This is a genomic window from Micromonospora musae, assembly GCF_003626545.1.
GTDB lineage: Bacteria > Actinomycetota > Actinomycetes > Mycobacteriales > Micromonosporaceae > Micromonospora > Micromonospora musae.
Window position 1 is genome coordinate 271,448 of sequence record NZ_RAZS01000002.1, and the last position, 25,246, is coordinate 296,693.

The window sequence follows — 25,246 nt, forward strand, 5'->3', positions numbered from 1 at the left end:
GCTCCGAGCCGGTGGCGGAACAGGCGGGTCTCCGCGGCCCTCCGCCCGTTCGCACCGCCTGGTTCACACCCGGGCTTCCACGCGCTCCGGCGCGGGGTCGAGCGGCAGGTCGCGCAGCCGGCGGATCGGGGTCGAGAGGTAGATGATCGGGGAGAGCACGGTGAGCGCGCCGAAGATCAGCAGCGTGGTGCGGGCACCGAGCGGCCCGGCCAGGGCGCCGGCGAGCAGGCCGCCGAGCGGGATGGCGCCCCAGGAGACGAACTTGACCGTGGCGATCACCCGCGAAAGCAGCTCCGGGGGGCTGGCGAGCATCCGGTAGGTGCGGGTGGTCACGCTGAGCACCACCGAGCAGCCGGCGAAGACGAGGTTGCCGACGGCGAAGGCGAGGTAGCCGGCGGTGCCGGTGCCCAGCGGGATGACGAGCGCGCCGGCCACGCTGACGACCGCCGCGATGATCAGGCCGCGTGCGGTGCCGACCCGATCGGTGAACCGGGTCGTCAGCGCGGCGCCGATGAGCGAGCCGAGGCCGTCGACGGCGATCAGCAGGCCGACCAGGAGCGGCGGGGCGTGCAGCTCGCGCAGCAGGTAGTACGGGAAGAGGGCCAGCATCGCGCCGGAGACGAAGTTCGTCGCGGTGGCGTCCCACATCGCCGGCCCGATGATCGGGTGGCGGAGCACGTAGTGCCAGCCCTCGCGGATCATCGTGACCATCGGGGGCCGCTCGACCGGTCGCTGCACCCGCCGGGCCGGAAGGGTGCGCAGCAGCGTGGCGGAGATGAGATAGCTGACGGCATCCACGAAGAGCGTCGGCACCGCGCCCAGCAGCTGCACCGCGAGCCCGCCCAGCGACGGCCCGCCGAGCTGCGCGGCGGCATGCGTACCGGAGGTGAGGCTGTTGCGCGCCTGCAACTGCGCCGCCGGCACGATCTCCGGCAGGAAGGTCTGGTTCGCCACGTCGAAGAGCACGTTGGCGAAGCTCGTCACCAGGGCGACCGCGACCAGCTGCGCCACCGTCAGGGCGTCGAACCACCACGCCAGGGGGACGGACGCGATGGCGAGCGCCCGGATCAGATCCAGGGCGACCTGCATGCCGCGCAGCGGCAGGCGCTGCACGATCACCCCCGCCGGCAGGCTGATCAGCAGGTACGCGAGATAGCCGGCCGCCGTGATCAGACCCATCTCGAACGCCGACGCGTGCAGCACGGTCAGTGCGGTCAACGGCAGGGCCAACCCACCGACCGCCGAGCCGAAGAGGCTGGTCGTGCCGGCGACCCACCAACGCCAGAAGACAGTAAGTTTCATAATGGAACTGACCATAGTGATGGCTGCGCGGAAAGTCGACCTCGCCCTCCAGACCCGCGACGCGCCGGCGGAGGGCCGGGCCGGATCGCGGGGAATCGGTCAGGACGCCGGAGCGCCGCCCCGGATCGCGGCCGCCTCTTCCTCGGTCGCCACCACCGGTGGCGCCGCCGGCATGGGGCGGCGGGCGGTCTCCGGCGCGAAGTACACCGCGATGCCGCCGACCAGCCCGGCCGCCACCAGCAGGAAGGCGGGGGCGATCAGGCTGTGGGTGCCGTCGACCAGCGCCGCGGCGACCAGCGGCGTCGTGCCGCCGAAGAGCGAGGTGGAGATGTTGTACGTGATGGAGAGCGCGCCGGCCCGTACCCGGGTGGGGAAGAGCGTCGGCAGGGTGCCCGGCTCGGTGCTGTCGAAGCAGAGGTACATCAGGCCGACGAGCAGCGTGCCGAAGAAGACGGCGACCACCGTGCGTTGCTGGATGATCAGGAAGGCCGGCACGGAGAGGACGACCAGCAGGACGCAGCCGGTCATCATGACGGGCCGACGCCCGACGCGGTCGGAGAGCCGGCCCGCGAACTGCAGCAGCACCATGAGGATCACCAGGACGACCACCACCACGATCAGCGAGGTGTTCTGGGAGAAGCCGAGCTGCGCCGACAGGTAGCTCGGCAGGTACGCGGTGAGCATGTAGCTGGGCACGTTCAGCACGAGGACGAGGCCGAGGCAGACCAGCAGCGGGCGGCGCTGGTGGCGGACCAGTTCCTTCGCCTCCCTGCGGAGCCCGGCCGAGCGCTTCGGCGCGCGGGTCTCCAGATGCTCGAAGGCGGGCGTCTCGGTCAGCCGCAGGCGCAGGTACAGGCCGACCAGGCCGAGCGGGCCGGCGACGAGGAACGGGATTCGCCAACCCCAGGAGTCGAGGTCGGCTGTGGACAGCACGCTGGTCAGGAGCGTCACCAGCGACGCGCCGAGCACGAAGCCGGTCAGCGTGCCGAACTCGAGCCAGCTGGCCACGAAGCCGCGCCGGCGGTCCGGCGAATGCTCGGTGATGAACGTCATCGCCGAGCCGTACTCACCGCCGGTGGAGAAGCCCTGGATCAGCCGGGCCAGGAGGAGCAGCACCGGGGCCCAGACGCCGACCTGGGCGAAGCCGGGGAGCAGCCCGACGGCGAACGTGCCGAGCGACATCGTGATCACGGTGAAGACGAGCACCCGCTTGCGACCGATGCGGTCGCTCAGCGGGCCGAAGAAGAGGCCACCCAGAGGACGGACGAGGAAGGCCGCGGCGAAGGTCGCGAACGACGAGAGGAGCTGCGCCGACTGGCTGGCCTCGGGAAAGAACACCCGCCCGATCGTCACGGCGGTGAAGCTGTACACCCCGAAGTCGAACCACTCGATCATGTTGCCGACCGCGGTCGCCGCGACGGTACGCCGGAGATCGCCGAGGCGGACGACGGTCACCGCACCCGGGTCAGGGCGCCCCGCCGCGCCGTCACCGGTCGGGGCCGAGCCGTCCGGACCGGCGTCTTCGCTCATCTCGTACGCCCTCCTGGCCTGCGTTGTACGACCGCGGCGGGCGGGCCCGTCCCGATCGCGGGGAGGCGCATTCCCGGCCGCGGGTTCGCGAAACGCGCTCCCATTCGTTCCGGCTGCCGACCGCGGTTCACCACCCGCCACGACCGGGCCTTTTCGTCCGGCGATGGTGTCCCGGAGCAGGGGGCCTGTGGGACCATCACCGCATGAGGCGGACCTTGGCCGACGTGGTCGGCCGGCGTTACGAGGGCTACTTCCGCGACCGCACTCCCGTGCCGTTCGAGATCGTCGACCGTGACGGCGCTACCCACGGCTTCGGGGTCAGCGAGGCCCTGCCACCCCGGTTCAGTCTGGTCGTCCGCGACGACGTCGGTCAGCAGGCGCTGCACTCCCTCGACCAGCTCCAGGTGGTCCTCGCGTACCTCGCGGGACACCTCGACGTCGAGGGTGATCTGTTCGCCGCGCTGACCATGCGCCGGTTCTTCTCCGACGTGCACCCGATCGCCTTCCTCGGCCGCTGGCTGCCGGCCCTGGTGCACGGGCGGTACGGCCACGACCAGCGGTCGATCTCCCGGCACTACGACGAGGATTCCGACTTCTTCCTGACCTTCCTCGACACCCGGCACCGCTGCTACACGGAGGGCGTCTTCGCGCGGGACGACGAGGCGCTGGAGGACGCGGTGACCCGCAAGCTCGACCTGGCACTCGACGCCATCGGCGTCGGTCCGGGGGACCGGGTGCTGGAGGTCGGTGGCGGGTGGGGAGCGTTCGCCGAACACGCGGCGCGGCGCGGCGTGGCGGTCACCACCGTGACGCTGGCCGCCGAGTCCGAGCGTTTTCTCACCGACTTCTTCGCCCGGGAGGGGTTGCCGGTCACCGTGGTGCGGGAGCACTTCCTGCGCTACCGGTCCGCCGAGCCCTTCGACGCGATCGTCAACATGGGCGTGACCGAGCACCTGCCCGACTACCGGGCCACCCTGCGGGCGTACGCCCGGCTGCTGCGTCCCGGCGGGCGGATCTACCTCGACGCCCTCGCCATGCGGCGCAAGCAGCATGTGTCCACGTTCTTCAAGCAGTACGTCTACCCGGGGAACTCGGCCCCCCTGGTGCTGCACTCGTACCTACGGCAGGTGGCCCGATCTCCGTTCGAGCTGCTCGACCTGGAGGACGACCGGCACAACTACTTCCTGACCTGCCGGGCCTGGGCGCAGCGGCTGGACGCGCGGCGCGAGGAGATCGTCGCCCGCTGGGGGGAGCCGCTCTACCGCCGGTTCCGGATCTTCCTCTGGGGTTCGGCCGCCGGCTTCGACACGGGTCTCGTCCAGGCGTACCGGTGGGTCCTCATCCGCACCGCGGCCCGCCCGGCCTGACCCGACCGAGGCCGGGCGCGGCCCGACCTCGGCGCCGAGCGGACCGGGTACGACGGGTACGCGGTGCTCGACGCCGGAGGCCGGATCGTGCGTCTGCTTACGCCACGGCTCCGGTCACCGCGAGGGTGTACTCCCAGAGCCGGTCGGCGGCGGCGGGATCGACGGACCACTCGGCCACGCCGGCCATCGCCCCGGGACCGTTCGCCAGCGTGTGCGGGCCGCCCTCGACGACTTCGGCCTCCTGGTTGTGCTCGAAGTAGCGCCCGGTCACGCCCTCGAGCATCGGCGCGGCGGCGAGCAGGACCGTGGTGGCGGCCCCCTGCGCGGGCGTCTTGTAGTAATCCGGAGTGAGCAGGTAACCGTTCGCGTCCATGGCGCCGAGCGCTTGCAGGGTGGCCGGGTCCATGTGCCGCGTCAGGTTCGTGTGGATCGAGCCCGGCGAAGCGGCGTTGGCGCAGATCCCGTCCTCGGCCCAGCGACGGCTGAGCGCGACGGTGAAGAGCGTGTCGGCGGCCTTCGACTGCGCGTACGCGATGAGCGGGTCGTACGGCCGCCGCTCGAAGTGCGGATCGTCGAAGTCGAAGCCGGCCAGCAGTTGCGCGCTGGAGCTGACCATGACCACGCGCGGACCGAAGCTCCGCGTGCGCCCGGTCGACCGGAGGGCCGCCCGCAGGCCGGTCACCAGAGCGAAGTGGCCGAGGTAGTTGGTGGCGAGCTGCATCTCCCAGCCTGCCGCGTTGAGCTGGCGCTCGGGGAGCGCCATCACGCCCGCGTTGGCGACGACGGTGTCCAGCGGGCCGTCCCACTGGTCGCAGAAGGCACGTACCGACGCCAGATCGGCGAGGTCGAGTGCGGCGACGGTGGTGCCCGGGAACTCCTCGACGATGGCCTTGGCGGCGGCAGGGTTGCGGGTGGCGATCGTGACCTGGGCGCCGGCGCCGGCGAGCGCGCGAGTCGTCTCGCCTCCCAGCCCAGACGCCCCGCCCGTGACGATCATGCGGCGTCCGGTCAGGTCCACCCCGGTGAGGATCTCCGCCGCCGTGGCGCGCACGGAGAAGGGGGTAGTGATGAGTGACATGGCTGGTCTTCCAATTCTCGATGGAGCAGGCCCGCGCGACACGCGACGACGGCGGCGACCGGAAGGCGCCCCGGTGGCCGGAGGGTGCGGCGGGCGTTGCGGGGGAGGGCGCGTCAGGCGGCGGCGGTGTAGTGGCCGGGGACCATCCGGGTGGAGACGCCGAAGCGGTTGAAGGCGTTGATGGTGGTGATGGCGGCGATGAGGTGGGCGAGTTCGGTCTCGTCGAACTCGTTCGCGGCGCTCGCGTACACCTCGTCGGGGACGAAGCCGTCGGTGAGGACGGTGATCGCCTCGGTCAGCGCGATCGCGGCGATCTCCCTCGCCGTGTAGAAGTGCTTCGACTCGGTCCACGCACCGAGCTGGATGATCCGTTCCGCTGATTCGCCGGCCGCCAGCGCGTCCTTGCTGTGCATGTCGAGGCAGAAGGCGCAGTGGTTGAGCTGGGAGGCGCGGATCTTCACCAGGTTGAGCAGGGTCGGTTCGATGCCCTGCCGCGCCGCCGTGTCGAGCCGGATCATGGCCTTGTAGACGTCGGGGGCGAGCTTCATCCAGTCCAGGCGCGGGGCGTGCTCGGGGAGCCGCTCCGTGCGGTCGTTGATCGTCATGCCGGCAACGGTACGGCTCATGTGGCCCGGAGATCTGGTCCACTTTCGCGGTAGATCTCCGGGCCAATTCGGAGCTTGTCCCACCGCCGCTCTGCGGCGCCTACCTGCCTCCGGGCCTGGCCGGGGCCCGCGCTTCGCAGCTGGCCGCGCGGGCCCCGGCGTGCCCTCCGGGGGAGGGTCAGGTCAGTCGAGGTTCGGTGCCGCGAATCCGCCGAACTCCCGCTCGAGCAGCTCCGCGAAGCGGATGGGCGTGTGATCCTCGAAAATCGGTCCGATCAGCTGAACGCCGATCGGCAGACCGTCGCGAGATCGGGCGACGGGGGCCACCGTGGCCGGGTTGCCGGGCGCGGAGGCGACGCCGGCCCAGACGAGCTGGTCGGGGTAGTCGTACTCGACGCCGTCGACGGTGATGCGGCGTGCCCACTGGTCGGCACTGTGGTCGTGTCCGAAGGCGGTGGTGGGCGCCGCCGGGCAGAGCACGACGTCGAACTGCGTGAACAGCGCGGCCCAGGCGGCCCGGTGCCGGGTGCGGAGCGCGTCGGTCTCGAGCCAGTCCCGGTGACTCAGCGCCGCTCCGCGCGCCCGTTCGGCGGCCAGGCTGACGTCGCCGCTGTCGATCTGCTCTGCGGCCTTGCGGACCTGTTCGTAGGCGTCCGGCGGGTAGGCGGCGGCGACAGCGGCAAGCAGGAGGCGCATGTAGAGCCGGGCCGCCTCGGTCTGATCGGGCAGGAGCGGGCTGTGCCGCTCCACCCTCGCGCCCGCCGCGGCGAGCTTCTCCGCGAGGCCGTCGATCGCCGCGGCGACCTCGGTCGAGGTCGGAATGGCCGGATGGCTGTCCAGGACGAGGACTCGGTAGTCGGCCAGGCGGTCGTGGCGGGCCGGTGGCGGTTCGTGCCGGTACGCGACGCCGAGCCCCGCCGCCTCCGGCTCGGCCAGCAGGTCGAGCAGGAGCGCGAGATCGGCGGCGGTGCGGGCCATCGGGCCGATGACGGCGAGATCCCGGTCGTACGACAGCGGCGGCGTCGCCGGTGGCGTGTGCCCCCGCGACGGCAGCAGGCCGAGCGAGGGCTTGTGCGCGTACACCCCGGAGAAGTGGGCCGGTAGCCGCAGCGAGCCCGCGATGTCGGAGCCGAGTGACACGGGGCCGAACCCGGCGGCGAGCGCCGCGGCTGAACCACCCGAGGACCCGCCCGGCGTACGGCTGGTGTCCCACGGGTTGTTCGTTGTGCCGTACAGCGGGTTGTAGGTCTGCAGGTCGCCGAGTGCGATGGGGACGTTCGTCTTACCGAGGATCACGGCCCCGGCGGCCTTGAGCCGCGCGACCGCGAGGGCGTCCTCGGCCGGAACGAAGTCCTTGAACGGCGGAATGCCCCAGGTCGTCGGCAGCCCCGCGACGTTGAACGACTCCTTGACCGTCATCGGTATCCCGAGGAGAGGCCCGCCGGCTCCCCGCGCCCTGGCCCGGTCGGCCTTCCGCGCCGCGTCCAGGGCCCGATCGAAGTCGCGCACGGGTACGGCGTTGAGCTTGCCGTCGTAGCGGTGGATCCGCTGGATCACGACCTCGGCCAGCTCCACGGCGGACACCTCGCGCGCCTCCAGTGCGGCGGCCAACTCCCGCACCGTCGCGTACGCGTAGTCCTCGGTACTCAACATCCACTCCTTGGTGATCCACCCTCGGCGGGGGATCGTGCGCGTCGGTCAGCTGCTCGGCGAGTCGACCCAGTCGCCGTTCGCGACGATCGCGAGACCGTCGGGGTCGAGGCTTCGACCGGATTCCGTACGCGGGCCGATCGTGACCGGCTCACCGGTGCTGCGTTCGACGAGTCGCAGCGGCCCGCCCTCCTCGGCCTGCAGGTGCTTGTTGCCCCACTGCATCAGGGCGAAGACCGCGGGGAGCAGGTCCTTGCCCATCTCGGTCAGCAGGTACTCGTCGCGAGTGCGCTTCCCCGGCTCCTGATAGGGCTGCTTGACGAACAGCCCGATCTCGGTGAGCTGCTTCAGCCGAGCCGCGACGATCGCCTCGCTGGTCCTCGTCCGGCGAGCGAAGTCGTCGAAGCGCACCGTGCCGCACAACGCCTCGCGAAGGATCAACATCGACGAGCGCGTGCCGATGACGTCCATCGCCATGGCGATCGAGCAGTTCTCCAGCCGCCAAGCGCTCCGGTCGGCGAGCACTCCCGCGAAGGTGATCGACACAGCCCCTCCCATCAGTCAGGTCAGCTGGTCCGGAAGCTACCACCTGACTACTAACCATCAAAGCCAGCTCCGCTGTGACCTTCCGAACGGACGGTGACGCCTCGATCCATGGCACGCTCGGGTCGCGATCGTCGGGGCGCTGTTCCGTCGGCCGGACGTGCGCGCCGGTGGGCCCTCGGTGCGCTCGACACCGCAGCGAACCGGGACGGTCCGGGCCCCTGGCCGCATTGAACCGCGAGGGCGGCCCGCTCGTGATCACCACACACGACCGGGCCGCCGCCGCCCGACCACCGGGCCGGGCGGCGACCGCCGACCCACCTCACCGCGAGGCGGATCCGAGGGTGTTCGTGCGCTCCGCGCACTGGCCGACCAGCGCTCGCCGAACACGCGCCGCGGCCCGGCGATCCGTGACAACAAGGAGGATAAATGTCCGATTCATGGCTTCCCACCCTGCGTACGGCGACCCCGGAGGAGGGATTTCAGCTCGCGATCAAGCTTTCGCGGATCGGGGTGAAGATGACCCAGCCCTCCGCGGAGGTGCGCGAGAGGCTTCGCCCCGAGTACGCCGAGAGCGCCGACAGCCTGATCGCCAGCTCTCAGGTGATCGCGCTCAACTTCCAGACGGTCGCACAGGCGAACGACTTCTGGCGGAGCTGACCGGCTCGCACCCCGATCCGCCGGCGCACGGCAGGCGTTCGTCCGCTGCGACGCGTCCGCCCGATGGCCGGCGGGGCCGGGCTTCAGTGGCGGCCCGTCCGACGACCTCTTCGTCGGCGGGCCGCCGCCATGCCGCAGGGTGACGAGATACGCACACCACGTGTAATTGCTTTGTCAAGCAAGTAGTTCTAGGTTGGGGCCTGCGTCCCACGACGCGAAGTTCCTTCCATGCGTGTGCACAGAAGCCAGTTACAGGAGGTTCACCATGGCAATGGTGACGAACAAGGTCGCTCTCATCTCCGGGATCGCCCGAGGGCAGGGCAGGTCGGACGCGGTGCGGCTGGCCGAGGAGGGCGCCGACATCATCGGCTTCGACATCGCCGCCGACGACCCCTCGGTCGAGTACCCCCTGGCCACGAAGGAGGACCTCGCCGAGACGGTCCGTCAGATCGAGGCCACCGGCCGGCGGGCGCACGTCGCGGTGGCGGACGTACGCGACTACGACGCGGTGGAGAAGGTCATCACCGAGGGGACCGACAGGTTCGGCCGGCTCGACATCGTCATCGCGAACGCCGGCATCGCCCCCGTCACCAACCAGCTCCGATTCCGCCGGGACACCTTCGTCGCCGCGATCGACGTGATGCTGACCGGCGTCTTCAACACGGTCTATCCGGCGATCCGGCACATCAGGGCCGGGGGCCAGGGCGGTTCCATCGTCATCCACGGTTCGACGATCGGCGTCGTCGGCGGCATCCTCACCGAACCGTCCCCCGGAGAGATCGGATACGCCGCCGCCAAGCACGGAGTGGTGGGTGTCATGCACACCCTCGCGAACGCGGTCGCGGCCGACCGCATCCGGGTCAACGTCGTACACGCCACCGGCGTCAACACGCCGATGGTCGTCAACGAGGCGATGGGCCGCCACTTCCAGGACCACCCCGAGATCGCGAAGATCGTGGTGAACCCGCTACCGGTTCCCGGCGGAATGCTGGAGCCGGCGGACGTCACGAACACGGTCCTGCACCTCGTCTCCGACGCGGGGCGCTACATCACCGGGCAGTCGGTCGTGGTCGACGCCGGCTACACCACCTACCGCTGACGCCGATGCCGACGCCGGGGCCCGTCGGCTTGCCGCCCGCCCGGCGAGGCCCCGACGAGGCTCCACCACGATCTCCACGTTCAAAGTGCCGTAGGCCCCTCGTCCGCGACCCGGATGATCGTCTTGCCGGGCGTGCGGCGATGGCGGGTGAACGCGGCGGCCGTCTCGGAGAGCGGTCGCACGTCACCGACGAGGGGCGTGAGTCGTCCGGCCCGGAGACGCTGGGCGAGATCGGCCAGCCGGGCACGGTCGGGCTCGACGACGAAGAAGACGGCTCGCCCGTCCTCGGGCTGCACCTCGGGAGGCGCGGCGATGGTGACGACGGTGCCACCGGGGCTTACCAACTCGGTCGATCGCGCCAGGATGTCGCCGCCGATGACGTCGAAGACCACATCCACCTCGCCGACCTGCCGCAGGTCGTCGGTGGCCAGGTCGAGGAAGGTGTGCGCGCCGAGACCGAGCGCGACGTCGCGGTCGTCGGCCCGGCCGGTGCCGATCACGCGGGCGCCGACCTCCCGCGCGAGCTGGACGGCGATCGAGCCGACGCCGCCCGCGGCGCCGTGCACGAGGACGGTCTGGCCGGTCGTGAGGTGGGCGTGGTCGAAGAGCCCCTGCCACGCGGTGAGCCCGGAGATTGGCAGCGCGGCGGCCACCGTGTGGTCGATGTCGGCCGCGAGGGGAGCGAGGTTACGCGCCTCCACCGCGGTGTACTCGGCCAGCGATCCGTCGCGGGCCCAGTCGGTCAGCCCGAACACCCGCTGGCCCACGGTGAGGCCGGTGGTGCCGTAGCCGAGTTCCGCCACGACTCCGGAGAGCTCGTGCCCGGGGATGGTGGGTGTCCGGTCACGGCCGGCGCGGTCGGTCCACGTCGCCGGCCAGTCGAGCTCTCCGGGGGTGAAGCCGGCCGCGTGCACGCGCACGATGACGTCGTTCTCCGCGGCATGGGGATAGGGCATGTCGGTCAGGGTGAGTCCACCGACACCCGCGTCCCGGTCCCGCACGGTGATCGCTCGCATGCTCGAAATCCTTTCCGGAAGGTTCGTCGATATGGCTGGTGGCCCCGCTTCCGCCGACGGCCTCGCTGCCGGACCGGTCCACATCGTTCGCCGCGTGGCCTCGGGTCCGGTCAGCTCGACCAGGGCGAGCCGAGAATCAGCTGGACCGTCGTCGGGCGCTGGAAGCCGGGGATGAAGTGCTCGAGGATGTCGGAGTTCATGTTGCCGTTCGTCGTCTCGGGGCGGTCCTTGAGCCCGTCGACGTGGGCGCGCAGGAACTCGTTCTTGAAGTCCCCCCGCGGGTGGGCGGCGAGGATCTCATTCACCTGGTCGGGATCCAGCCCGTCCAGGCCGATGCCGACCACATCGGTGGCGATGCCGAGCTGCGTGATCGCGATTTCCGGGCCCATCCGATCCGGGATGCCGAGCGTGGTGTGCAGCGCGATCGCCGTCCAAACGGTCTCGGCGGCGGCCGGGGAGAAGCCCCGCTCCAGGAGGAACTTCCGCGCGTGGTCGGCGCCGTCGACCTCGAAGCGCTGCTTGACCTCGGAGAACGGAGTCAGGAGGCCGAGGTCGTGGAACATGGACGCCAGGTAGAGCAGCTCCGGGTCCACCTTCACACCGAGCTGCTGAGCCTGGATCACGCCGAACAGGAAGGCCCGCCGGGAGTGGTGGTAGATGACGGGGCGGGTCGTCTCCTGGATGAGCCTGGTCGCTTCGGCGACCGCCGCTGTCTCAGGAATCTCCAACCCCGCGATGACCTCTGGCATTACCTCTGACCTTTCGGAAGGGTGCTGGCTGTAGAGCGTCTGTCCGACTCCCATGCTGCCCACCGACCGTCTCGCGCCGCCGCCTTCGTCCGGCCAGGAACCACTCAAATGCGGACCACGCCTCAGCCGCACCGCGTACGGCCGACTCCTCCGCGATGGGGTGCGACTTCGCGCCGTACGGCGCAGCTCGTCCCGCCCGGCGCCCGGTGTCGGGTTTGTCGCGAGCGTCGACCGGGCGTCGGCTGCGGCGCGACGCTTCTCGTGGACCAGTTCGCTCGTGCTTACCCGCTCTGCCGCCTCGAATGAGGCAGCCCACCGAATTCCGGGTGACCGGCCGACCGCCGTCCTCAGGGATCCCACTGATCGCCGATTACGGTGTGCTACCAATGGACGGTGTCCTTGCCTCCCGCGTCGCCGACCCACCGGCGGTCCGTGCCACCGGAGTCCCGCTGGTCGTCGCGCGAATCCGGCTCCGGGGACCTCCCGGTGGCGAACGCCGGCCCCCACCGCGTGGTGGTCTTCGCCTACGACGGTGTGACGCTGCTGGACCTCGCCGGTCCGGCGGAGGTGTTCAAGGAGGCGAACCGGTTCGGCGCCGACTACCGGATCGCACTGCTGTCACCGACGGGTGCGGACGTCACCTCGAACCTCGGGGTCCGGGTCGCTGTCGACGGCGACCTCTCCTCGGACGCGGCCTCCGACACGTTGCTGGTGCCCGGATCCGACCTCTATCCGCGTACCCCGGTCCCCGGCTACCTGGCGGACGCCGTGCGGATACCGGCGGCCGTGGCCGGCCGGGTCGCGTCGATCTGCACCGGGGCGTTCATCCTCGCCGCCGCCGGCCTCCTCGACGGCAAACGCGCGACCACCCACTGGCAGGTCACGCACGAACTCGCCGCCCGATGCCCGACGTGCCGCGTCGAGCCCGACGCGATCTACGTCCGCGACGGCAGCACGTACTCCTCGGCGGGGGTGACAGCCGGCATTGACCTGGCGCTCGCGCTCGTCGAGGAGGACCACGGCGCGGACCTGGCGCGCCACGTCGCCCGCGCCCTGGTGGTGTACATGCAGCGCGCGGGCGGGCAGTCCCAGTTCTCCGCGCCGTTGCAGGGGCCGCCGCCCCGCTCGCCGGCGCTCCGCACGATCACCGACCTGGTGACGGCGCAGCCCCGCCGGGACCACTCGCTGGGTGAGCTGGCGAAGCACCTCAGCGTCAGTACCCGGCACCTCACCCGGCTCTTCCAGGACGAGCTCTCCACGACACCGGCCCGCTACGTGGAGAACATCCGGTTCGACATGGCTCGGGCCCTGCTCGACCAGGGTTACACCGCGACGCAGGCCGCGACCCTCGCCGGGTTCCCCAGCTACGAGAGCATGCGGCGGGTCTTCGCGAGGAAGCTGAAGATCAGCCCGGCCGCCTACCAGCGCCGATTCAGCACGACCCGCCTCGCGAGTGTGTGACCCGGAGGGTACGGATCACCGGCGTCGGACCCTCACGCCGGCGGCCGAGTCGCCCGCCGGCGTGAGTCCTCTGTCGATCAGGCGGCGGACGGTCCGTTCTGGACTCGACTGATCAGATCGTGCAGCGGCTTGGTGCCGCTGCCGACCATCACCCCGGTGATGATCGCGTCGATCCAGACGGCCAGCCCGTTCCAGTCCGGCCCGGCCACCGCGTGCAGGACATAGAACCCGGTTGAGCTGGACGCAACGGTCGCCAGCCCGCTCGCGAGCCCCCACGCGACGATCGTGCGGTTCGCCTTAGCCCGGGCCATTGCCGCTCTCGCGGTGGTGACGGCCTCCGACGAGACGTCGGCACGGTTGCTCGCGGCGGCCAGCGTCCGCTCCAGCGCGGCCTCGGCGCGGCGTCCCGGAAGCCACCGGGAGAACGGTTCCAGGATCCGTTCGAGCGCCGCGGCGAAGACCAGCAGGGTGAGGAAGACGGCAGTGGTGTCCGACGGTTCGATCTTCGCCGGGTTGGCGCCGCTGCTCCAGACCGTCCAGGCGACGAAACCACCGGCGGCCATCAGTACGAACGCGGCGACCACCGCGCCGGGTCCGGCCTGCTGCGACGCGACCGCGAAGGGAGTGACACCCGGGTCGGCCTCCGTCGTCGGAGCCGACTCACTCGCCCCGTCGGCCCCGGAGCTCGGCCGCGGCGCGACAGCGCGGCCCTGCGCCATGTCCGTACCACTGGCCTCGGACATTTGTTGGATCAAGATTTCCGACCAACCTCTCGACTGTCGCACTCACGGGCAGCCGCAACCGTTCCGGATTCTGACCGCCGTGCGCGCAGGCGCACAGACATCGTTTGATGCGGGAGGTTACGTCACGACAAGGGTCGCGACAATGCCTGTTGTGTCGACCGGGCGTCGATCTCCGACCACTATCGACGCCGGCCCCGATGAGCAGCGAGAACGGTGGATAAAAGCCGGATGAGACTAAAGCCACATAGGACGAATTGAACCGATGGCCATTCCGAAGCGGAGGCGTCCGGAAACACAAAGTGATAGCGCCGGATCGCAGGCTTTCCCCAATTCGACGGACGATCGCCCCAGGACGTCCACCGAACCGTCGACGGGGGGCCACCGGCCTCGACTGTCACAGGCCCGTGTGACGATCCGCGCCGTGACTGGATGGAGCTACAACGATCGCCCCGAGGGCGCCGGTTTCCTCACCGAGCGGATCGCGGAGCCGGGTCGAGGAGAGATCGACGGCGAGATCTGGAACTGGGTCGTACGCGGCGAGGATGACGCCGACGAGTTCGTGGACTACTTCGACGACGACGAGGAACGTCACGGCGCCACCGACGAGGAGCTTCGGGCGGCGTACCGGAGTGCGGTGGCCGCCCGGCGGGAACAGCAGGCCGCGTGGGGGGAGGTGCGGAGCAACCTCACCGCGGCCTTCGCCGAGCTCAACGAACTCGGCGTGCTGGCCCGGGAGAACTTCAGCTGCTGCGGCACCTGCGCGGCGGCCGAGATCCACGACGAGCGGGACGACTCCCGGCACTGGCACGGATACCTCTGGTACCACCAGCAGGACACCGAGTCGCTGATCGCGCGGGAGGACGGCGAGGTCTACCTCGGTTACGGCGCCTACCCGACGCCGGACTTCGACGAGGACGCCTACGCCGCGCTGCCCGAGGCCGAACAGCAGGCCCGCTACCACGCCGACCTGGAGCGAATGCTGGACGAGATCGCCTTCCCGGTGCTGCGCCGGCACGGCATGCGGGTGGAGTGGAACCGCAAGCAGTCCAGGCGGATCCGGGTCACCGGCGCCCAGTGGTACGCGCCGATGAGCTGAACTCCGCCCGCGCGGTGGGGGCCAGGCCGCTCGCCTGACCCCCACCCGGTCGATCCGACCCGGTCAGCCCAGGTACTTCTCCCAGGGCCCGGTGATGGCCAGGGTGAGGCCCGGGTCCTGCATGTTGACGAAGAGCATCTTGCCGTCGGCGCTGAAGGTCGGCCCGCAGAACTCGGAGTCGTTGAGCTGGTTGCGGGCGATCGCGTACGTCGGGCCGCCGGGGATCGCGCTGAGCACGTGGGACGCGCCGGAGCCGTCCTCGGCCAGCACGAGGCTTCCCCACGGGGTGACGGTCACGTTGTCCGGGCCGTCGAAGGTGAGGTCGTTGTACTTGACCGCCGTACCCTCCTCGGACTGGGTCTGGTGCGGGAAGTACGTCACCAGCTGGATCGTCTGGGCCTTGTAGTCGTAGAACCAGACCATGCCGTCGTGGGGCGCGGCGTCAGCCGGGAGGTCGCCTTCGTCCCAGGCGTACGAGTTGACCACGTAGACGCCCTCGTCGGTGCCCCACACGCCCTCGAACTTGCGCCCGCGGGTGACCTGGCCGTCGGCGAACTGCTCACGCACCGGCTTGGTCCGCGCGTCGCGCTCGGGCACCGGAACCCAGCGCACCGGGAACGGGCGGCCCAGCTGGGCGGAGGTCAGGTAGGCGACGTCCGGCAGCACCGAGCCGTCGTCCATGATGATCTGCATCGCGGCGAGGACGCCCGCGTTCGGAGCGAGGCGGGGGAGCACACCCGGGCCGAGCTTGACGCCGTGCGGCGCCGTCCAGCGGTAGAAGAGGCCGTTGGGGCCGTCGGCGTCCTCGGAGAGGTAGACCTTCGTCCGGTCCTTGTCGATCGCCAGGGCCTCGTGGGCGTAGCGGCCCAGGCACTTGATCGGCGTCGGGTCCGCGCCGCCGTCGGCGCGCACCTCGAAGACGTACCCGTGATCCTTCTGGAAGACGCCCGACCGGCCGCCCTCCTCCCACTTGTCGCCGGCCCGGTCCTCGGTCTCCTCGCAGGTGAGCCAGGTCCCCCACGGGGTCGGTCCGCCGGCGCAGTTCGCGGCGGTGCCGGAGAGGGCGACGAACTCGCCGAGGTTACGGCCCGAACGGTCGGTCTTGATCACGGTGCAGCCACCGGCGTCGACGGCGCCCGCGTCGTAGACCGTGCCCTTGACGTGCGGCACACCGAACTCGCCGCCCGGGTCGATCTCGTGGTTCTGGATCAGCGTGTAGCGGCCGTGGCCGGCGTCGTAGACGGCCATGCCGTCGTGGGAGGAGGGGGTGACGCCCTGGCCGCGGTCGAGGCGGGTGACACCCGTCCGCGTCACGATCGTGTAGCTGAAGCCCTCCGGCAGGGCCAGGATGCCGTCGGGGTCGTCCACGAGCGGCGGGAAGGGCACGTGGCCGGCTCCGGCCGGCGGGCGGGGACGACCCGGGTGGGCCTGAGCCAGGGACGGGAAGGCGCCGGCGACGGCGATGCCCACGCCGGCGGCGGCACCACCGGCGAGGAACGTACGACGAGAGGAAGGCACGTGGATCAGCTCCTGGTCAAGACAGTTGCGACGATCTGCAGCCAACTCCTGCGGGCGGACGCCGACGCGTCACTCAAGGGGGCACTCGGTGACATGGAGGTAAAGAATCAGGGCTGCTCGCGCATCGTCCAGGCGGCGGCGTGCTCCCGCGGACCCTGCTCGTCGACGGCCGCCGCCGACCTCCGAGCCCTCAGGGCTGCGGGTGGAGGTCGCCGAGGAGCTTCTCGACGCGGGCGCGGATGTCGTCGCGGACCTGGCGGACGACGTCGATGGGTTGGCCGGCCGGGTCGGTGAGCTTCCAGTCTTCGTAGCGTTTGCCGGGGAAGACGGGGCAGGTGTCGCCGCAGCCCATGGTGACGATGACGTCACCGGCTTCGGCAGCGTCCCAGGTGAGCCGCACGGGGACTTGGTCTGTGATGTCGATGCCGACTTCGCGCATGGCCTCGACGGCGACGGGGTTGAGCTGGTCGGCGGGTTCGCTGCCGGCGGAGCGGACTTCGACGGTGTCGCCGGCCAGATGGCGGAGCCAACCGGCGGCCATCTGGGAGCGGCCGGCGTTGTGGACGCAGACGAACAGGACGCGGGGCTTGTCGCTCATCGTGCTTCGGTCTCCTGGGTGAGGTGGGGTACGACGACGGCGTCGGCGGCGTCTCGGGCATGGGGATACCAGGCGGCGAGCGCGGCGATGGCGAGCAGGCCGCCAGCGAGCTGGGCGGCCACGAAGCCGGGCACCGAGGTGGGGGCGATGCCGGCGAAGGTGTCGGTGAAGGCCCGGCCGATGGTGACGGCGGGGTTCGCGAACGAGGTGGACGAGGTGAACCAGTACGCCGCACCGATGTAGGCGCCCACGGCAGCGGGCGCGGCGGCGGTCCGGCCGGTGCGGGCGAGGGCGAAGACCAGGACGACCAGGCCGGCGGTGGCGACCGTCTCGGCGAGCCACAGGTTCCCGCCGGTGCGGTCGGTCCGTGACCAGGCGGCGGCGGGAAGGTCGAACATGAGGTTCGCCAGCACGGATCCGGCGATTGCGCCGGTCACCTGAGCGACGGTGTAGGCGGCGAGGTGCGAGGCGGTCAGGCCGGTGCCGGCGCGGCGGCCGAGCCACCAGTCGACTGCGGACACGACGGGATTGAAATGGGCGCCGGACACCGGCCCGAACGCCAGGATCAGCGCGCCCAGCGCGAGGGCGGTGGCGATCGCGTTCTCCAGGAGCTGGAGCCCGACATCGCCGGGAGAGAGCCGGGCCGCGGCGATCCCGGACCCGACGACGGCGGCGACCAGGAGCGCGGTTCCGGCGAACTCGGCCGAGGCGCGTCGGGCGAGGGTGCGGCTCACGCGCCGGCGGGGGTGGCCGTGCCGGGCAGGTCGAGGAGCGCGCCGAGCTGGCGGAACGCCTCGGGTCGGACCCGGTACCACACCCACGTGCCCCGCCGTTCGGAGTCGACCAGGCCGGCCTCGCGCAGCACCTTCAGGTGGTGGGAGATGGTCGGCCCGGACAGGTCGAACGCCGGAGTCAGGTCGCAGACGCACATCTCGGGCACCGAGGCGATCATCGACATCAACCGCAGTCGGACCGGGTCGCCGAGGGCTTTGAACATCGGCGCGACCATCGCCGCCTGCTCGGCGTCCATCGGGCGTACCGCCAGGGGTGCGCAGCAGCCCACCGCTTGAAGGTCCACGACCGGCAACGTCTGTTTCGACATTTCTCTAGGTTGACAGATCTCGAAACAGGGTGCAACGTGGGGGCTGATTCGAAAACCATCTAGACAACGGCGGCGTGCCGCCGCCCGACTCCGACGTCCGTTGACCCACCATCACCAGCAGGAGGTTCCCCATGTCCCGCGTCCAGCTCGCCCTGCGCGTGTCCGACCTCGAAGGTTCGGTCGCCTTCTACTCGAAGCTGTTCGGCGTCGAGCCGGCGAAGCGTCGCCCCGGCTACGCGAACTTCGCCGTCGAGAACCCGCCACTGAAGCTCGTACTTCTCGAAGGTGAGGCCGACCAGCCCACCGTCATGGACCATCTGGGCGTCGAGGTGTTCAGCACCGACGACGTCAACGCCGCCACCGCGCGTCTCACCGACTCCGGCCTCATCACGTTGGAGGAGAAGAGCACCGAGTGCTGCTACGCGCTGCAGGACAAGGTCTGGGTGCGCGGCCCCGGCAACGAGCCCTGGGAGGTCTACACCGTCAAGGCCGACGCCGAGACGCTCGCCAAGACGACCGAAGGGGAGTGCCGCTGCGGCGAACCGAACGGTGTCGCGGCGGAGCAGGCGACGGTGGCGAGCGGCGCCGGATCGCGCTGCTGCTGAACGAAGGAACGTGCGCGCCTGACCGTGGGCAGGTGTCAGGCGCGCACGCCTCCGCTGCCGACGACGACCGCTTCCGCGAGGGGCGCGGTCGGGTCAGCAGGTCGCCGGCGGGACGCTCTGCTCGTACTGGAAGACGTTGTGGGGGTCGTACTTCGCTTTGATCTTGCGTAGCCGGTCGAAGTTGTCTCCCCAGTAGGCGGTCTCCCGCTCCGCCATCCCGATGTTCGGCACGTTGACGTAGGCGCCGTTGACGTAGGGGCGCAGTGCCTGGCTGAACTCGGCGATCCAGGCCTGGGCGATCGGCGTTACCGCGTCGCCGCTGTCCGGCTCGCCACGAGTGCCCCAGCCGGCGCCGGGCTCGGAGTAGAAGAGCGCCCTGCGGTGCGGGAACGCCGTACCTCCCTGGGGTTCGTTCGTCTGCGCGCCCCTGCCGAACGCCTGGGTGAAGAAGTTGCTCTCCTCCGAGGGGGCGTCCTCCATGAACCCGCGGATCACGCTGATCGCCTTCTTCGGGAACGGCTCGTTGGTGAACTGCGAGAAGAACTTCCAGTTCGCCGGCTCGTCCTCGATCGGGACCTGGAAGCCGGAGTAGATGTCGCCCCAGTTGCCGAGCTGCACAGTGACCTGTGGGCTGCCGATCGAGAGGACGGGCTCCAGCAGGTGCCGGGCCTCTGCCTCCGATCCCTCCGCGAGCACCCCGAAGAGCAGGATCTCGGACTTGTGGATCTCCAGTTGGGTGCCGAGGCGCGGGTCGGTGAACGGCGCGGAACGCTGCCACGTGTCGAAGACAGCGTGCAGGTCGTCGAGGCCCTCCCAGGTCGCTTGCAGGTAGGCGACGCTGCGCAGCGGAGCCGCCTGGTACGTGAGTGAGGTGACGATGCCGAAGTTGCCGTTTCCCGCGCCGCGCAGCGCCCAGAGCAGGTCGGAGTGGTGGTGCAGGTCGACCTCGACCGCCTTCGCCCCGTCGGCGCCGTGCGGGAGAACGACCTCCGCTCCGATGAGGTTGTCGCAGGCCATGCCGAGGTAGCGGGTGAGGAAGCCGAAGCCGCCGCCGAGAGTCGCGCCGGAGAGGCCCACGCTTCCCTCGGTACCCGTCGTCGCGGCGAGGTCGTGCTCGGCGAGCGCGGTGACCGCCTCCAACTGGTTGAGCCCCGCGCCGACGCGTGCGACGCGGGCAGCGGTGTCGATGTCTGTCGACTTCAGCTCGCTGACGTCGATCACGATGCCGTTGTCCACGTTCGACCAGCCCTCGAGGCTGTGCCGGCCGCTGCGTACCCGGAGCGCGACGTCGTTCTGCCGCGCCCAGGTGAGGGCGTTGACCACGTCCTGGGTCTCCTGGGCGAAGACGATGACCAGCGGATAGCGGACGAAGAGTTCGTCCCAGCCGAGGCTGGCGTCCGCGTAGTCGGGGTCCTGGGGCCGGACGATGCGACCGGTCAGTCGTGCCGGCGGGTGCTTCTCGCTCGACGACCACCCCGCGGTGTCGGCTGCGAAGCCCGGGGTGCCTCCGGACAGGAGGCCCGGAAGAGCCACCGCCCCGGCGCCGACGGCGGTCGCCTTGAGTAGCTTGCGACGGGAAAGGTCGTGCATGATCCGCATCCTCTCGATCGGGCCACGCCGGCTGCCGATCAAGAGGACTCTTGCCTGTCAGCGGACGTGCCAACCGACGGTATTACGAGAGGTTTTGTCCGGGTTGTGAGTCTTTGTCGTAATAGCCCGCTCGGGTGATTCCCGCCCGGCCACGGCAGAGAGCGGTCGGGGCGGCCACGTCACGGTGCGGGTGGGCACTCGCGGCCTAGCTTCGCGGTGCGAGGGTGCGCAGGACGCAGAACTCGTTGCCCTCGGGGTCTGCCATGACCACCCAGCTCCGGTCCGCCCCCTGGCCCACATCCGTCCTGGTGGCGCCGAGGCCGAGCAGCCGGGTCACCTCGTCCTCGGTGCTGCCGTCGATCGGGCTGACGTCGAGGTGCAGCCGGTTCTTCGCGGTCTTGCCCTCGGGCACCCGGATGAAGAGCAGGGTGGGCGGCATCTGGCGGGCCCGAACCTGCTCGACGGTCGGCACCCAGGAGCCGATCTCGACCTTGCTCTCGCCCTGGTCGATCACCGTGAAGTCCAGGACCTCGCACCAGAAGGCGGCGAGCCTCTCCGGATCGTGGCAGTCGACGGTCAACTCGGTGAACCTGCTTGTCACGACTCTCCCCGATGGTGTGGACGAGGTTGAGGACCAGGGACATCAGACTTGCTGACCTGGCGCATCGGATGCGTGCGGAACCCCCGGTGGGAACAGGTCCGCGAAGGATCGGTTCCCACCGGGGGCTTCACGCGTTGGCCAGTATCACCCATTCCGGCGCGCCCGATGGCGGTCGGGTCGGCGTCGCTCCTTCGACGTGGAGGGCGACGATGCGTCCGTCAGCTGCGCGCCCGCCGGGTGATGCGGGTCTGGGCGGCGAGGCTGATGAGCGTGAGTAGAACCGTCAACGCGGTGTAGCAGACGACCGCCGGCACCTCGCCGAGTGGGCCGGTGAGCTGCCCCTCGACGACGATGGGTAGCCCGAAGGCGACGTACGAGACGACGTAGATCCCGCCGACGAGTCCCGCGCGCTGGTGCGCCGCCGCGAGCGGGAAGACCAGGCGCAGCGCGGCGGTGAAGGACGCGCCGAAACCGACACCGGCGATGGCCTGCCCGATGATCATGATGGCCAGGCTCCCGGCGAACACCCCACCGATGATGCCGAGGGCCCCGACGAGGGACGCGTAGATCCCGATGGTCATCGCTCGCCGTGGATCGAGGCGGGCGAAGGTCAGCCCGACGACGGCCGCCACCGCCGGGGCGATGAACCCGGTCACGCCATTGAGCACACCGCTGTCCAGGTGGAAGACACTGCGGACCATGCTCGGGGCCAGCCCGCCGGAGAGCCCCGCGAGCATCCAGACGGCGGCAACCACCGGCGCCGCGGCGGCGAACTCCGTTCGGGCGGCGGGCGGAACAGCGACGCGCGGAACCATCGAGCGGAGCGCGCCCGAGGTGCGGGGCATCGTCTCCGGCGACAGGGCGATGACGACCGCCCCGAGCACCGTGAGGGCGATGAGGACGACGAAGACGATCGTGTTCGCCGTGGCCGTGAACTGGATGGCGAGACCGGCCAACAGCGAGCCGGCACCCAGACCGCCCGTGAGGCCGACACTGCCGAGGATCGTGCCGAGTCTCTTCCTGTTCGACGGGGCGAGCTCGACGAGCGCCGCGGTGAAGGCGGCCGTCGCCGCGCCGCTGGCGACACCTTGCACGATGCGCCCGGCGATCACCCAACCCACATCGGGGGCGACGAGGAACAGGACGTTCGACGCCAGCTGGATGACAAGCGCGCCGACGAGCACCGGACGCCGTCCCACATGGTCGGAGAGCGACCCCAGCGTCAGGACGGCGGCGAGGAAGCCGATCGCGTAGACCGCGAAGGCCAGCGTGAGCAGTGACGGCGCGAAGTTCCACTGCTGGCGGTAGAGCACCAGCAGGGGGGTCAATACACCCGCCCCGAGATACAGGCTGGTGAACGCGAGCGCCGCGCCCGGCAACGCCAGCCCGGCGGGGAGAGTACGCCGCCGGCGGGTCGCGGGCGCGTCGATGGTTCCCGGAATCGAGGACATGACAGCTCCCTGGAACGGTCGCGCGTGGCGATGCGCGAGCCGATGAGTTGGTGAAGGTGGAGAGGGAATCCGCGGCCGGGCCGGACCGTCGTCGGCCGGGAACTGGTCCACGGGCGAGTTCGGTGCGCGGCCCGGCGCCCGGATGGTGATCGTTAGTCGGTGATGACGACGACGCCCGACGGCGCATCCAGCAGCTCCACGGTGCGCGCGGCAGCCCGGTCGATCTGGACTCGGGGCTCGGCGGGGATCTGCTCTTCGTTGTAGGTGCCGGGCCCGTAGAACTGCCCGTAGCTCAGCACCACACCACCCTCGGCGAGGACGTTGCGCTCCAGCTCGGCGACGGCCCGGGCGTCGGGCCCGTCCGGCAACTGCCAGGCGACGGTCTGGGCCAGGATCTTCGGCGATCCGCTCTGCCGGGCCGCCTCGATCAGGTTCTGGTTGCCCTCGGTCCGGATGCGGGCGTTCAGCTCCGCATGATCACCGATCTTCTCCACCTCGTCCGGCAGATCGGTCAGCTCGTTCAGGATGACGTCCGGTTCGAATTCGCGAACCGCCTTGATCAGGGCGTCCCGGTCGAAGACGTCACACAGGATCGGCTCGGCGCCGAGCTGCGCCAGCAGCTCCGTCTTGTCGGACGAGCGAGTCATGCCACCGACCACATGCCCTGCCTGAACCAGCCGGGGGATCAGCCGCCGCCCGATCACACCGGACGCGCCGGCGAGAAAAATCCGCATCATCGCTCCCAAACAATCGTGGTTTCGTAGGTCGAGCCACGTGCGCCACCCGGGCCGCACCGGAATCTGCCCGGTTTCAGGCGGGCTGTGTTCCTTGCGTCCGCTGTCCGAATGTGGGTGCCTGCTTCGTGGTTACGGCCGCAAAGTTACGCGCCAGGTGGCACCACGATCTGGTCCAGTTACACGGCGAGTCCGTGGGCCAATTAAGCGTCGACCCGACCAGCTGCCGAGACGTGCGCGGCCTGGTGGGACGGTCGATCGCGACCCGTTCACCGCCGCCGGCTCACCGGGGTCGGACGTGCTCCGCCGCCCAGCACCGAGCGGGTGACGTGCTCCGCCGACCGGCCGGGCGGGCGGGGCGGGGGAGGGCCGATCAACAGCTCGGCGGCGGGTTCGTGGCCCAGGTCAGAGGGCGCTGAGCAACGCGTCGAGCGGCCGCGGCAGGCGGTCCCGGGCGACGGCCGCCTCGACGAGCAGGCGCGCGTACCGCTGGTTGCGGCGGGAGCTGCTGCGCAGGAACCGCCACAGTTGCGCCTCGGGCTGCCGGCCGCGCCAGGCGGGCTGGCTCTGGAAGGAGTGGAACGACCGGAGGTCGCCCTGCGAGTCGAAGAGCGCCTCGACCTCCTCGGTACCCAGGGCGCGGATCAGCTCGTCCTCCAGGTCCTTGTCGCAGACGTAGAAGCCGAGGCGCTCCATCTCGCCGCGCGTACGGGGCGAGCCGACCTGGGCGGCCTCCAGCCCACGCCGGAACACCGCCTCCTCACGCACGTCGCAGAGACCAGCCCGTCTGACCCGTGGGCCCAACGGGGCCAACCTGGTGAGGAAGTGGCCGATCGCGTGTGCCCCGCCGATCGGCACGATCACGACCCGCTCCGCCTCGAGGTCCCGGCCTCGGCCCACGGCGGCCGTCTCCAGCGCGATCTGATCGCTGATGCCCTCGACGAGCACCACGGCCAGGGCGGACTCGACCTTCGCCAGCGCCCGGGCCGTCGCCCGGATCGAGGCGGCATTGCCCCCGAGGTGGCCGTCGAGCGCGTCGGCCGGGGAGGTGTCAGCCTGTCGGGTCGTGGCCATGGCCGCAATCATCGATGATGTGCCTCTCGTCCGACCAGGGATTTAGGGTCTGATCAACGGGGGAGTCAGGCCGCGTAGCCGGGGTCGGCGACGGTCTCGGCGATGCGGGTCAGCCAGTGCAGGTCGTTGGCGCGAGACTCCGGGCTCGCCGCGGAGTTGAGGATGCCGTCCAGGAACGCGGCGGCGTCGTCGAGGTGCCGTTCGCCGCGGTAGTAGCTCAGCGTGGTCCGGTCCACTTCGTACGGGCCGTAGCCGGTGCGGAAGAGCGCGGCACGGTGTGCGTTGATCGGATGGTCGCCGAAGTCCTGGCTGTAGACGAACATCAGGTCCCGTTCGCGCGGCGCGAGGATGGGCGCGTCCCAGTCCACGGCGTGCAGGGGGCCGTCGCCGTCGGCGATCAGGTTGCCGGGGTGGATGTCGGCGTGGCAGATGACGTGTCGACCCGGCGGCACGTGGCCGGCGAGCTGCTCGACCGTCTCCGACAGGCGGTGCAGCGCGGCACCGTACCGGGCCCAGAACGCGCCGAGGGCTTCGCTCGCCGCGGCCTGCCCGCCGAGGAGGCGCAGCCGCTCACCCGCGTTCGATCGGTAGGTCTCGCTCGGCAGGTCCGCGGCGATGTCGGCGCTCGGTGCGACCGCGTGCAGCCGGCCCAGGAACTCGCCGTACTCGGTCCACTGCCGGTCGGCGAGACCACGCCCCCAACGGCTGCCGCCGTCATGGAACGGGTAGAGCAGCAGCTGGTAGGCGCCGAACCCGTGGCTCGATCCGCCGTCCGGCAGGTCGATCGGTGCTACGACCTGCCGGACGCCCTGCGCCCGGAGGAAGCCGGGCAGCCGGGTGGCCGCCCGGCCGAACTCGCCGTGGCGCAGCTTCAGGAAGTAGCGCCCGCCCTCGGACGTCTCCACCCGGTACGCCCATGCGTGCCCGTCGAGCCCGACCGGCATGAACGTGAGACTGGTGAGGTCCACCGCCCAGGCGGCGGCCACCTCGGTCGCGAGTAGCCGCTCGTCGACATCAGGCTTGTCGATCACAGCCGGAGCGTCGCAGCCGGCGGCCCACCCGGCAAGGCGGTTT

The 25,246-nt window shown here is 70.7% G+C and carries 25 protein-coding genes; 6 read left to right on the top strand and 19 right to left on the bottom strand.

What is annotated here, in order from left to right:
* Window positions 1-63: 63 nt before the first annotated feature.
* Both D7147_RS05675 and D7147_RS05680 read right to left on the bottom strand, forming a co-directional pair.
* Window positions 64-1,302 carry an MFS transporter gene (locus D7147_RS05675; protein WP_120674333.1) on the bottom strand — a complete coding sequence of 413 codons (1,239 nt, stop codon included), beginning with the start codon at window positions 1,300-1,302 and terminating at the stop codon, window positions 64-66.
* Window positions 1,303-1,401: 99 nt separating this feature from the next.
* On the bottom strand, window positions 1,402-2,832 hold the full coding sequence (locus D7147_RS05680) for an MFS transporter (RefSeq protein ID WP_199734087.1): 1,431 nt from the start codon (window positions 2,830-2,832) through the stop codon (window positions 1,402-1,404).
* A 203-nt stretch (window positions 2,833-3,035) separates the two neighbouring features.
* On the opposite strand from D7147_RS05680, the gene D7147_RS05685 reads away from it, so the two are divergent.
* A complete protein-coding gene (locus tag D7147_RS05685; RefSeq protein ID WP_120674335.1) occupies window positions 3,036-4,199 on the top strand; it encodes a class I SAM-dependent methyltransferase in 1,164 nt (387 codons plus the stop codon).
* A 97-nt stretch (window positions 4,200-4,296) separates the two neighbouring features.
* Here the strand turns inward: D7147_RS05685 and D7147_RS05690 are convergent, their stop codons facing one another.
* The 4 genes from D7147_RS05690 to D7147_RS05705 form a co-directional block, all read right to left on the bottom strand.
* Entirely contained in the window at window positions 4,297-5,277 is a 981-nt protein-coding gene (locus tag D7147_RS05690) for an SDR family NAD(P)-dependent oxidoreductase (RefSeq protein ID WP_199734088.1), read from the bottom strand.
* 113 nt (window positions 5,278-5,390) lie between these two features.
* Window positions 5,391-5,882 carry a carboxymuconolactone decarboxylase family protein gene (locus tag D7147_RS05695; protein WP_120674337.1) on the bottom strand — a complete coding sequence of 164 codons (492 nt, stop codon included), beginning with the start codon at window positions 5,880-5,882 and terminating at the stop codon, window positions 5,391-5,393.
* A gap of 183 nt (window positions 5,883-6,065) precedes the next feature.
* Window positions 6,066-7,532 carry an amidase gene (locus tag D7147_RS05700; protein ID WP_233562955.1) on the bottom strand — a complete coding sequence of 489 codons (1,467 nt, stop codon included), beginning with the start codon at window positions 7,530-7,532 and terminating at the stop codon, window positions 6,066-6,068.
* Window positions 7,533-7,580: 48 nt separating this feature from the next.
* Window positions 7,581-8,078 carry a winged helix-turn-helix transcriptional regulator gene (locus D7147_RS05705; protein WP_233562956.1) on the bottom strand — a complete coding sequence of 166 codons (498 nt, stop codon included), beginning with the start codon at window positions 8,076-8,078 and terminating at the stop codon, window positions 7,581-7,583.
* Window positions 8,079-8,504: 426 nt separating this feature from the next.
* On the opposite strand from D7147_RS05705, the gene D7147_RS05710 reads away from it, so the two are divergent.
* Entirely contained in the window at window positions 8,505-8,735 is a 231-nt protein-coding gene (locus tag D7147_RS05710) for a hexameric tyrosine-coordinated heme protein (RefSeq protein WP_120674343.1), read from the top strand.
* A 265-nt stretch (window positions 8,736-9,000) separates the two neighbouring features.
* Window positions 9,001-9,834 carry a mycofactocin-coupled SDR family oxidoreductase gene (locus tag D7147_RS05715; protein ID WP_120674345.1) on the top strand — a complete coding sequence of 278 codons (834 nt, stop codon included), beginning with the start codon at window positions 9,001-9,003 and terminating at the stop codon, window positions 9,832-9,834.
* Between the two features lie 80 nt (window positions 9,835-9,914).
* On the opposite strand, the gene D7147_RS05720 is transcribed toward D7147_RS05715, so the two are convergent.
* Window positions 9,915-10,850 carry an NADP-dependent oxidoreductase gene (locus D7147_RS05720; RefSeq protein ID WP_120674347.1) on the bottom strand — a complete coding sequence of 312 codons (936 nt, stop codon included), beginning with the start codon at window positions 10,848-10,850 and terminating at the stop codon, window positions 9,915-9,917.
* 110 nt (window positions 10,851-10,960) lie between these two features.
* On the bottom strand, window positions 10,961-11,599 hold the full coding sequence (locus D7147_RS05725; protein WP_120674349.1) for an HD domain-containing protein: 639 nt from the start codon (window positions 11,597-11,599) through the stop codon (window positions 10,961-10,963).
* Between the two features lie 393 nt (window positions 11,600-11,992).
* Between D7147_RS05725 and D7147_RS05730 the strand changes: the two genes are divergently transcribed.
* The gene (locus D7147_RS05730) at window positions 11,993-13,060 is read left to right on the top strand and encodes a GlxA family transcriptional regulator (protein ID WP_233562957.1); all 1,068 of its coding nucleotides are present in this window, start codon (window positions 11,993-11,995) and stop codon (window positions 13,058-13,060) included.
* A 77-nt stretch (window positions 13,061-13,137) separates the two neighbouring features.
* Here the strand turns inward: D7147_RS05730 and D7147_RS05735 are convergent, their stop codons facing one another.
* Window positions 13,138-13,803 carry a hypothetical protein gene (locus tag D7147_RS05735; protein ID WP_120674352.1) on the bottom strand — a complete coding sequence of 222 codons (666 nt, stop codon included), beginning with the start codon at window positions 13,801-13,803 and terminating at the stop codon, window positions 13,138-13,140.
* A gap of 421 nt (window positions 13,804-14,224) precedes the next feature.
* On the opposite strand from D7147_RS05735, the gene D7147_RS05740 reads away from it, so the two are divergent.
* Window positions 14,225-14,899: a DUF6891 domain-containing protein gene (locus D7147_RS05740; protein ID WP_147437351.1), complete on the top strand. Its 675-nt coding sequence runs from the start codon at window positions 14,225-14,227 to the stop codon at window positions 14,897-14,899.
* Between the two features lie 63 nt (window positions 14,900-14,962).
* Here the strand turns inward: D7147_RS05740 and D7147_RS05745 are convergent, their stop codons facing one another.
* The 4 genes from D7147_RS05745 to D7147_RS05760 form a co-directional block, all read right to left on the bottom strand.
* Window positions 14,963-16,417 (bottom strand): alkaline phosphatase PhoX, encoded by a 1,455-nt coding sequence (locus D7147_RS05745; RefSeq protein ID WP_120674356.1) that lies wholly within the window; start codon window positions 16,415-16,417, stop codon window positions 14,963-14,965.
* A gap of 190 nt (window positions 16,418-16,607) precedes the next feature.
* A complete protein-coding gene (locus tag D7147_RS05750; protein ID WP_120674358.1) occupies window positions 16,608-17,015 on the bottom strand; it encodes an arsenate reductase ArsC in 408 nt (135 codons plus the stop codon).
* Complete coding sequence (locus D7147_RS05755; RefSeq protein ID WP_199734089.1) at window positions 17,012-17,749, bottom strand: aquaporin; 738 nt, start codon at window positions 17,747-17,749, stop codon at window positions 17,012-17,014. The genes D7147_RS05750 and D7147_RS05755 overlap by 4 nt, the downstream gene beginning before the upstream one ends.
* Window positions 17,746-18,117 (bottom strand): ArsR/SmtB family transcription factor, encoded by a 372-nt coding sequence (locus D7147_RS05760; protein ID WP_120674362.1) that lies wholly within the window; start codon window positions 18,115-18,117, stop codon window positions 17,746-17,748. Before D7147_RS05760 ends, D7147_RS05755 begins: the two co-directional genes overlap by 4 nt.
* Before the next feature lie 131 nt (window positions 18,118-18,248).
* Here D7147_RS05760 and D7147_RS05765 point away from each other — a divergent pair, with 131 nt between their 5' ends.
* Window positions 18,249-18,722, top strand: coding sequence for an ArsI/CadI family heavy metal resistance metalloenzyme (locus D7147_RS05765; RefSeq protein ID WP_120674364.1), 474 nt, complete (start codon window positions 18,249-18,251; stop codon window positions 18,720-18,722).
* A gap of 93 nt (window positions 18,723-18,815) precedes the next feature.
* Here the strand turns inward: D7147_RS05765 and D7147_RS05770 are convergent, their stop codons facing one another.
* The 6 genes from D7147_RS05770 to D7147_RS05795 all read right to left on the bottom strand — a co-directional run bounded on the left by D7147_RS05770 (window position 18,816) and on the right by D7147_RS05795 (window position 25,203).
* Window positions 18,816-20,312: an FAD-binding oxidoreductase gene (locus tag D7147_RS05770; RefSeq protein ID WP_120675235.1), complete on the bottom strand. Its 1,497-nt coding sequence runs from the start codon at window positions 20,310-20,312 to the stop codon at window positions 18,816-18,818.
* Window positions 20,313-20,517: 205 nt separating this feature from the next.
* Window positions 20,518-20,913, bottom strand: coding sequence for a VOC family protein (locus tag D7147_RS05775; protein WP_120674366.1), 396 nt, complete (start codon window positions 20,911-20,913; stop codon window positions 20,518-20,520).
* A 218-nt stretch (window positions 20,914-21,131) separates the two neighbouring features.
* A complete protein-coding gene (locus D7147_RS05780) occupies window positions 21,132-22,364 on the bottom strand; it encodes an MFS transporter (protein WP_120674368.1) in 1,233 nt (410 codons plus the stop codon).
* Window positions 22,365-22,516: 152 nt separating this feature from the next.
* A complete protein-coding gene (locus D7147_RS05785) occupies window positions 22,517-23,101 on the bottom strand; it encodes an NAD-dependent epimerase/dehydratase family protein (protein WP_120674370.1) in 585 nt (194 codons plus the stop codon).
* A 402-nt stretch (window positions 23,102-23,503) separates the two neighbouring features.
* Entirely contained in the window at window positions 23,504-24,172 is a 669-nt protein-coding gene (locus D7147_RS05790; RefSeq protein ID WP_233562958.1) for a TOPRIM nucleotidyl transferase/hydrolase domain-containing protein, read from the bottom strand.
* 65 nt (window positions 24,173-24,237) lie between these two features.
* A complete protein-coding gene (locus tag D7147_RS05795; protein ID WP_120674372.1) occupies window positions 24,238-25,203 on the bottom strand; it encodes a phosphotransferase enzyme family protein in 966 nt (321 codons plus the stop codon).
* Window positions 25,204-25,246 lie beyond the last annotated feature (43 nt).

Bases quoted from the DNA above. Each gene is read 5' to 3' on its own strand.
- D7147_RS05675 (WP_120674333.1), bottom strand. From the start codon at position 1,302: ATGAAACTTACTGTCTTCTGGCGTTGGTGGGTCGCCGGCACGACCAGC.
- D7147_RS05790 (WP_233562958.1), bottom strand. From the start codon at position 24,172: ATGGCCACGACCCGACAGGCTGACACCTCCCCGGCCGACGCGCTCGAC.
- D7147_RS05725 (WP_120674349.1), bottom strand. From the start codon at position 11,599: ATGCCAGAGGTCATCGCGGGGTTGGAGATTCCTGAGACAGCGGCGGTC.
- D7147_RS05770 (WP_120675235.1), bottom strand. From the start codon at position 20,312: ATGCACGACCTTTCCCGTCGCAAGCTACTCAAGGCGACCGCCGTCGGC.
- D7147_RS05685 (WP_120674335.1), top strand. From the start codon at position 3,036: ATGAGGCGGACCTTGGCCGACGTGGTCGGCCGGCGTTACGAGGGCTAC.
- D7147_RS05695 (WP_120674337.1), bottom strand. From the start codon at position 5,882: ATGACGATCAACGACCGCACGGAGCGGCTCCCCGAGCACGCCCCGCGC.
- D7147_RS05780 (WP_120674368.1), bottom strand. From the start codon at position 22,364: ATGTCCTCGATTCCGGGAACCATCGACGCGCCCGCGACCCGCCGGCGG.
- D7147_RS05680 (WP_199734087.1), bottom strand. From the start codon at position 2,832: ATGAGCGAAGACGCCGGTCCGGACGGCTCGGCCCCGACCGGTGACGGC.
- D7147_RS05765 (WP_120674364.1), top strand. From the start codon at position 18,249: ATGTCCCGCGTCCAGCTCGCCCTGCGCGTGTCCGACCTCGAAGGTTCG.
- D7147_RS05690 (WP_199734088.1), bottom strand. From the start codon at position 5,277: ATGTCACTCATCACTACCCCCTTCTCCGTGCGCGCCACGGCGGCGGAG.
- D7147_RS05710 (WP_120674343.1), top strand. From the start codon at position 8,505: ATGTCCGATTCATGGCTTCCCACCCTGCGTACGGCGACCCCGGAGGAG.
- D7147_RS05715 (WP_120674345.1), top strand. From the start codon at position 9,001: ATGGCAATGGTGACGAACAAGGTCGCTCTCATCTCCGGGATCGCCCGA.
- D7147_RS05720 (WP_120674347.1), bottom strand. From the start codon at position 10,850: ATGCGAGCGATCACCGTGCGGGACCGGGACGCGGGTGTCGGTGGACTC.
- D7147_RS05750 (WP_120674358.1), bottom strand. From the start codon at position 17,015: ATGAGCGACAAGCCCCGCGTCCTGTTCGTCTGCGTCCACAACGCCGGC.
- D7147_RS05785 (WP_120674370.1), bottom strand. From the start codon at position 23,101: ATGATGCGGATTTTTCTCGCCGGCGCGTCCGGTGTGATCGGGCGGCGG.
- D7147_RS05735 (WP_120674352.1), bottom strand. From the start codon at position 13,803: ATGTCCGAGGCCAGTGGTACGGACATGGCGCAGGGCCGCGCTGTCGCG.
- D7147_RS05760 (WP_120674362.1), bottom strand. From the start codon at position 18,117: ATGTCGAAACAGACGTTGCCGGTCGTGGACCTTCAAGCGGTGGGCTGC.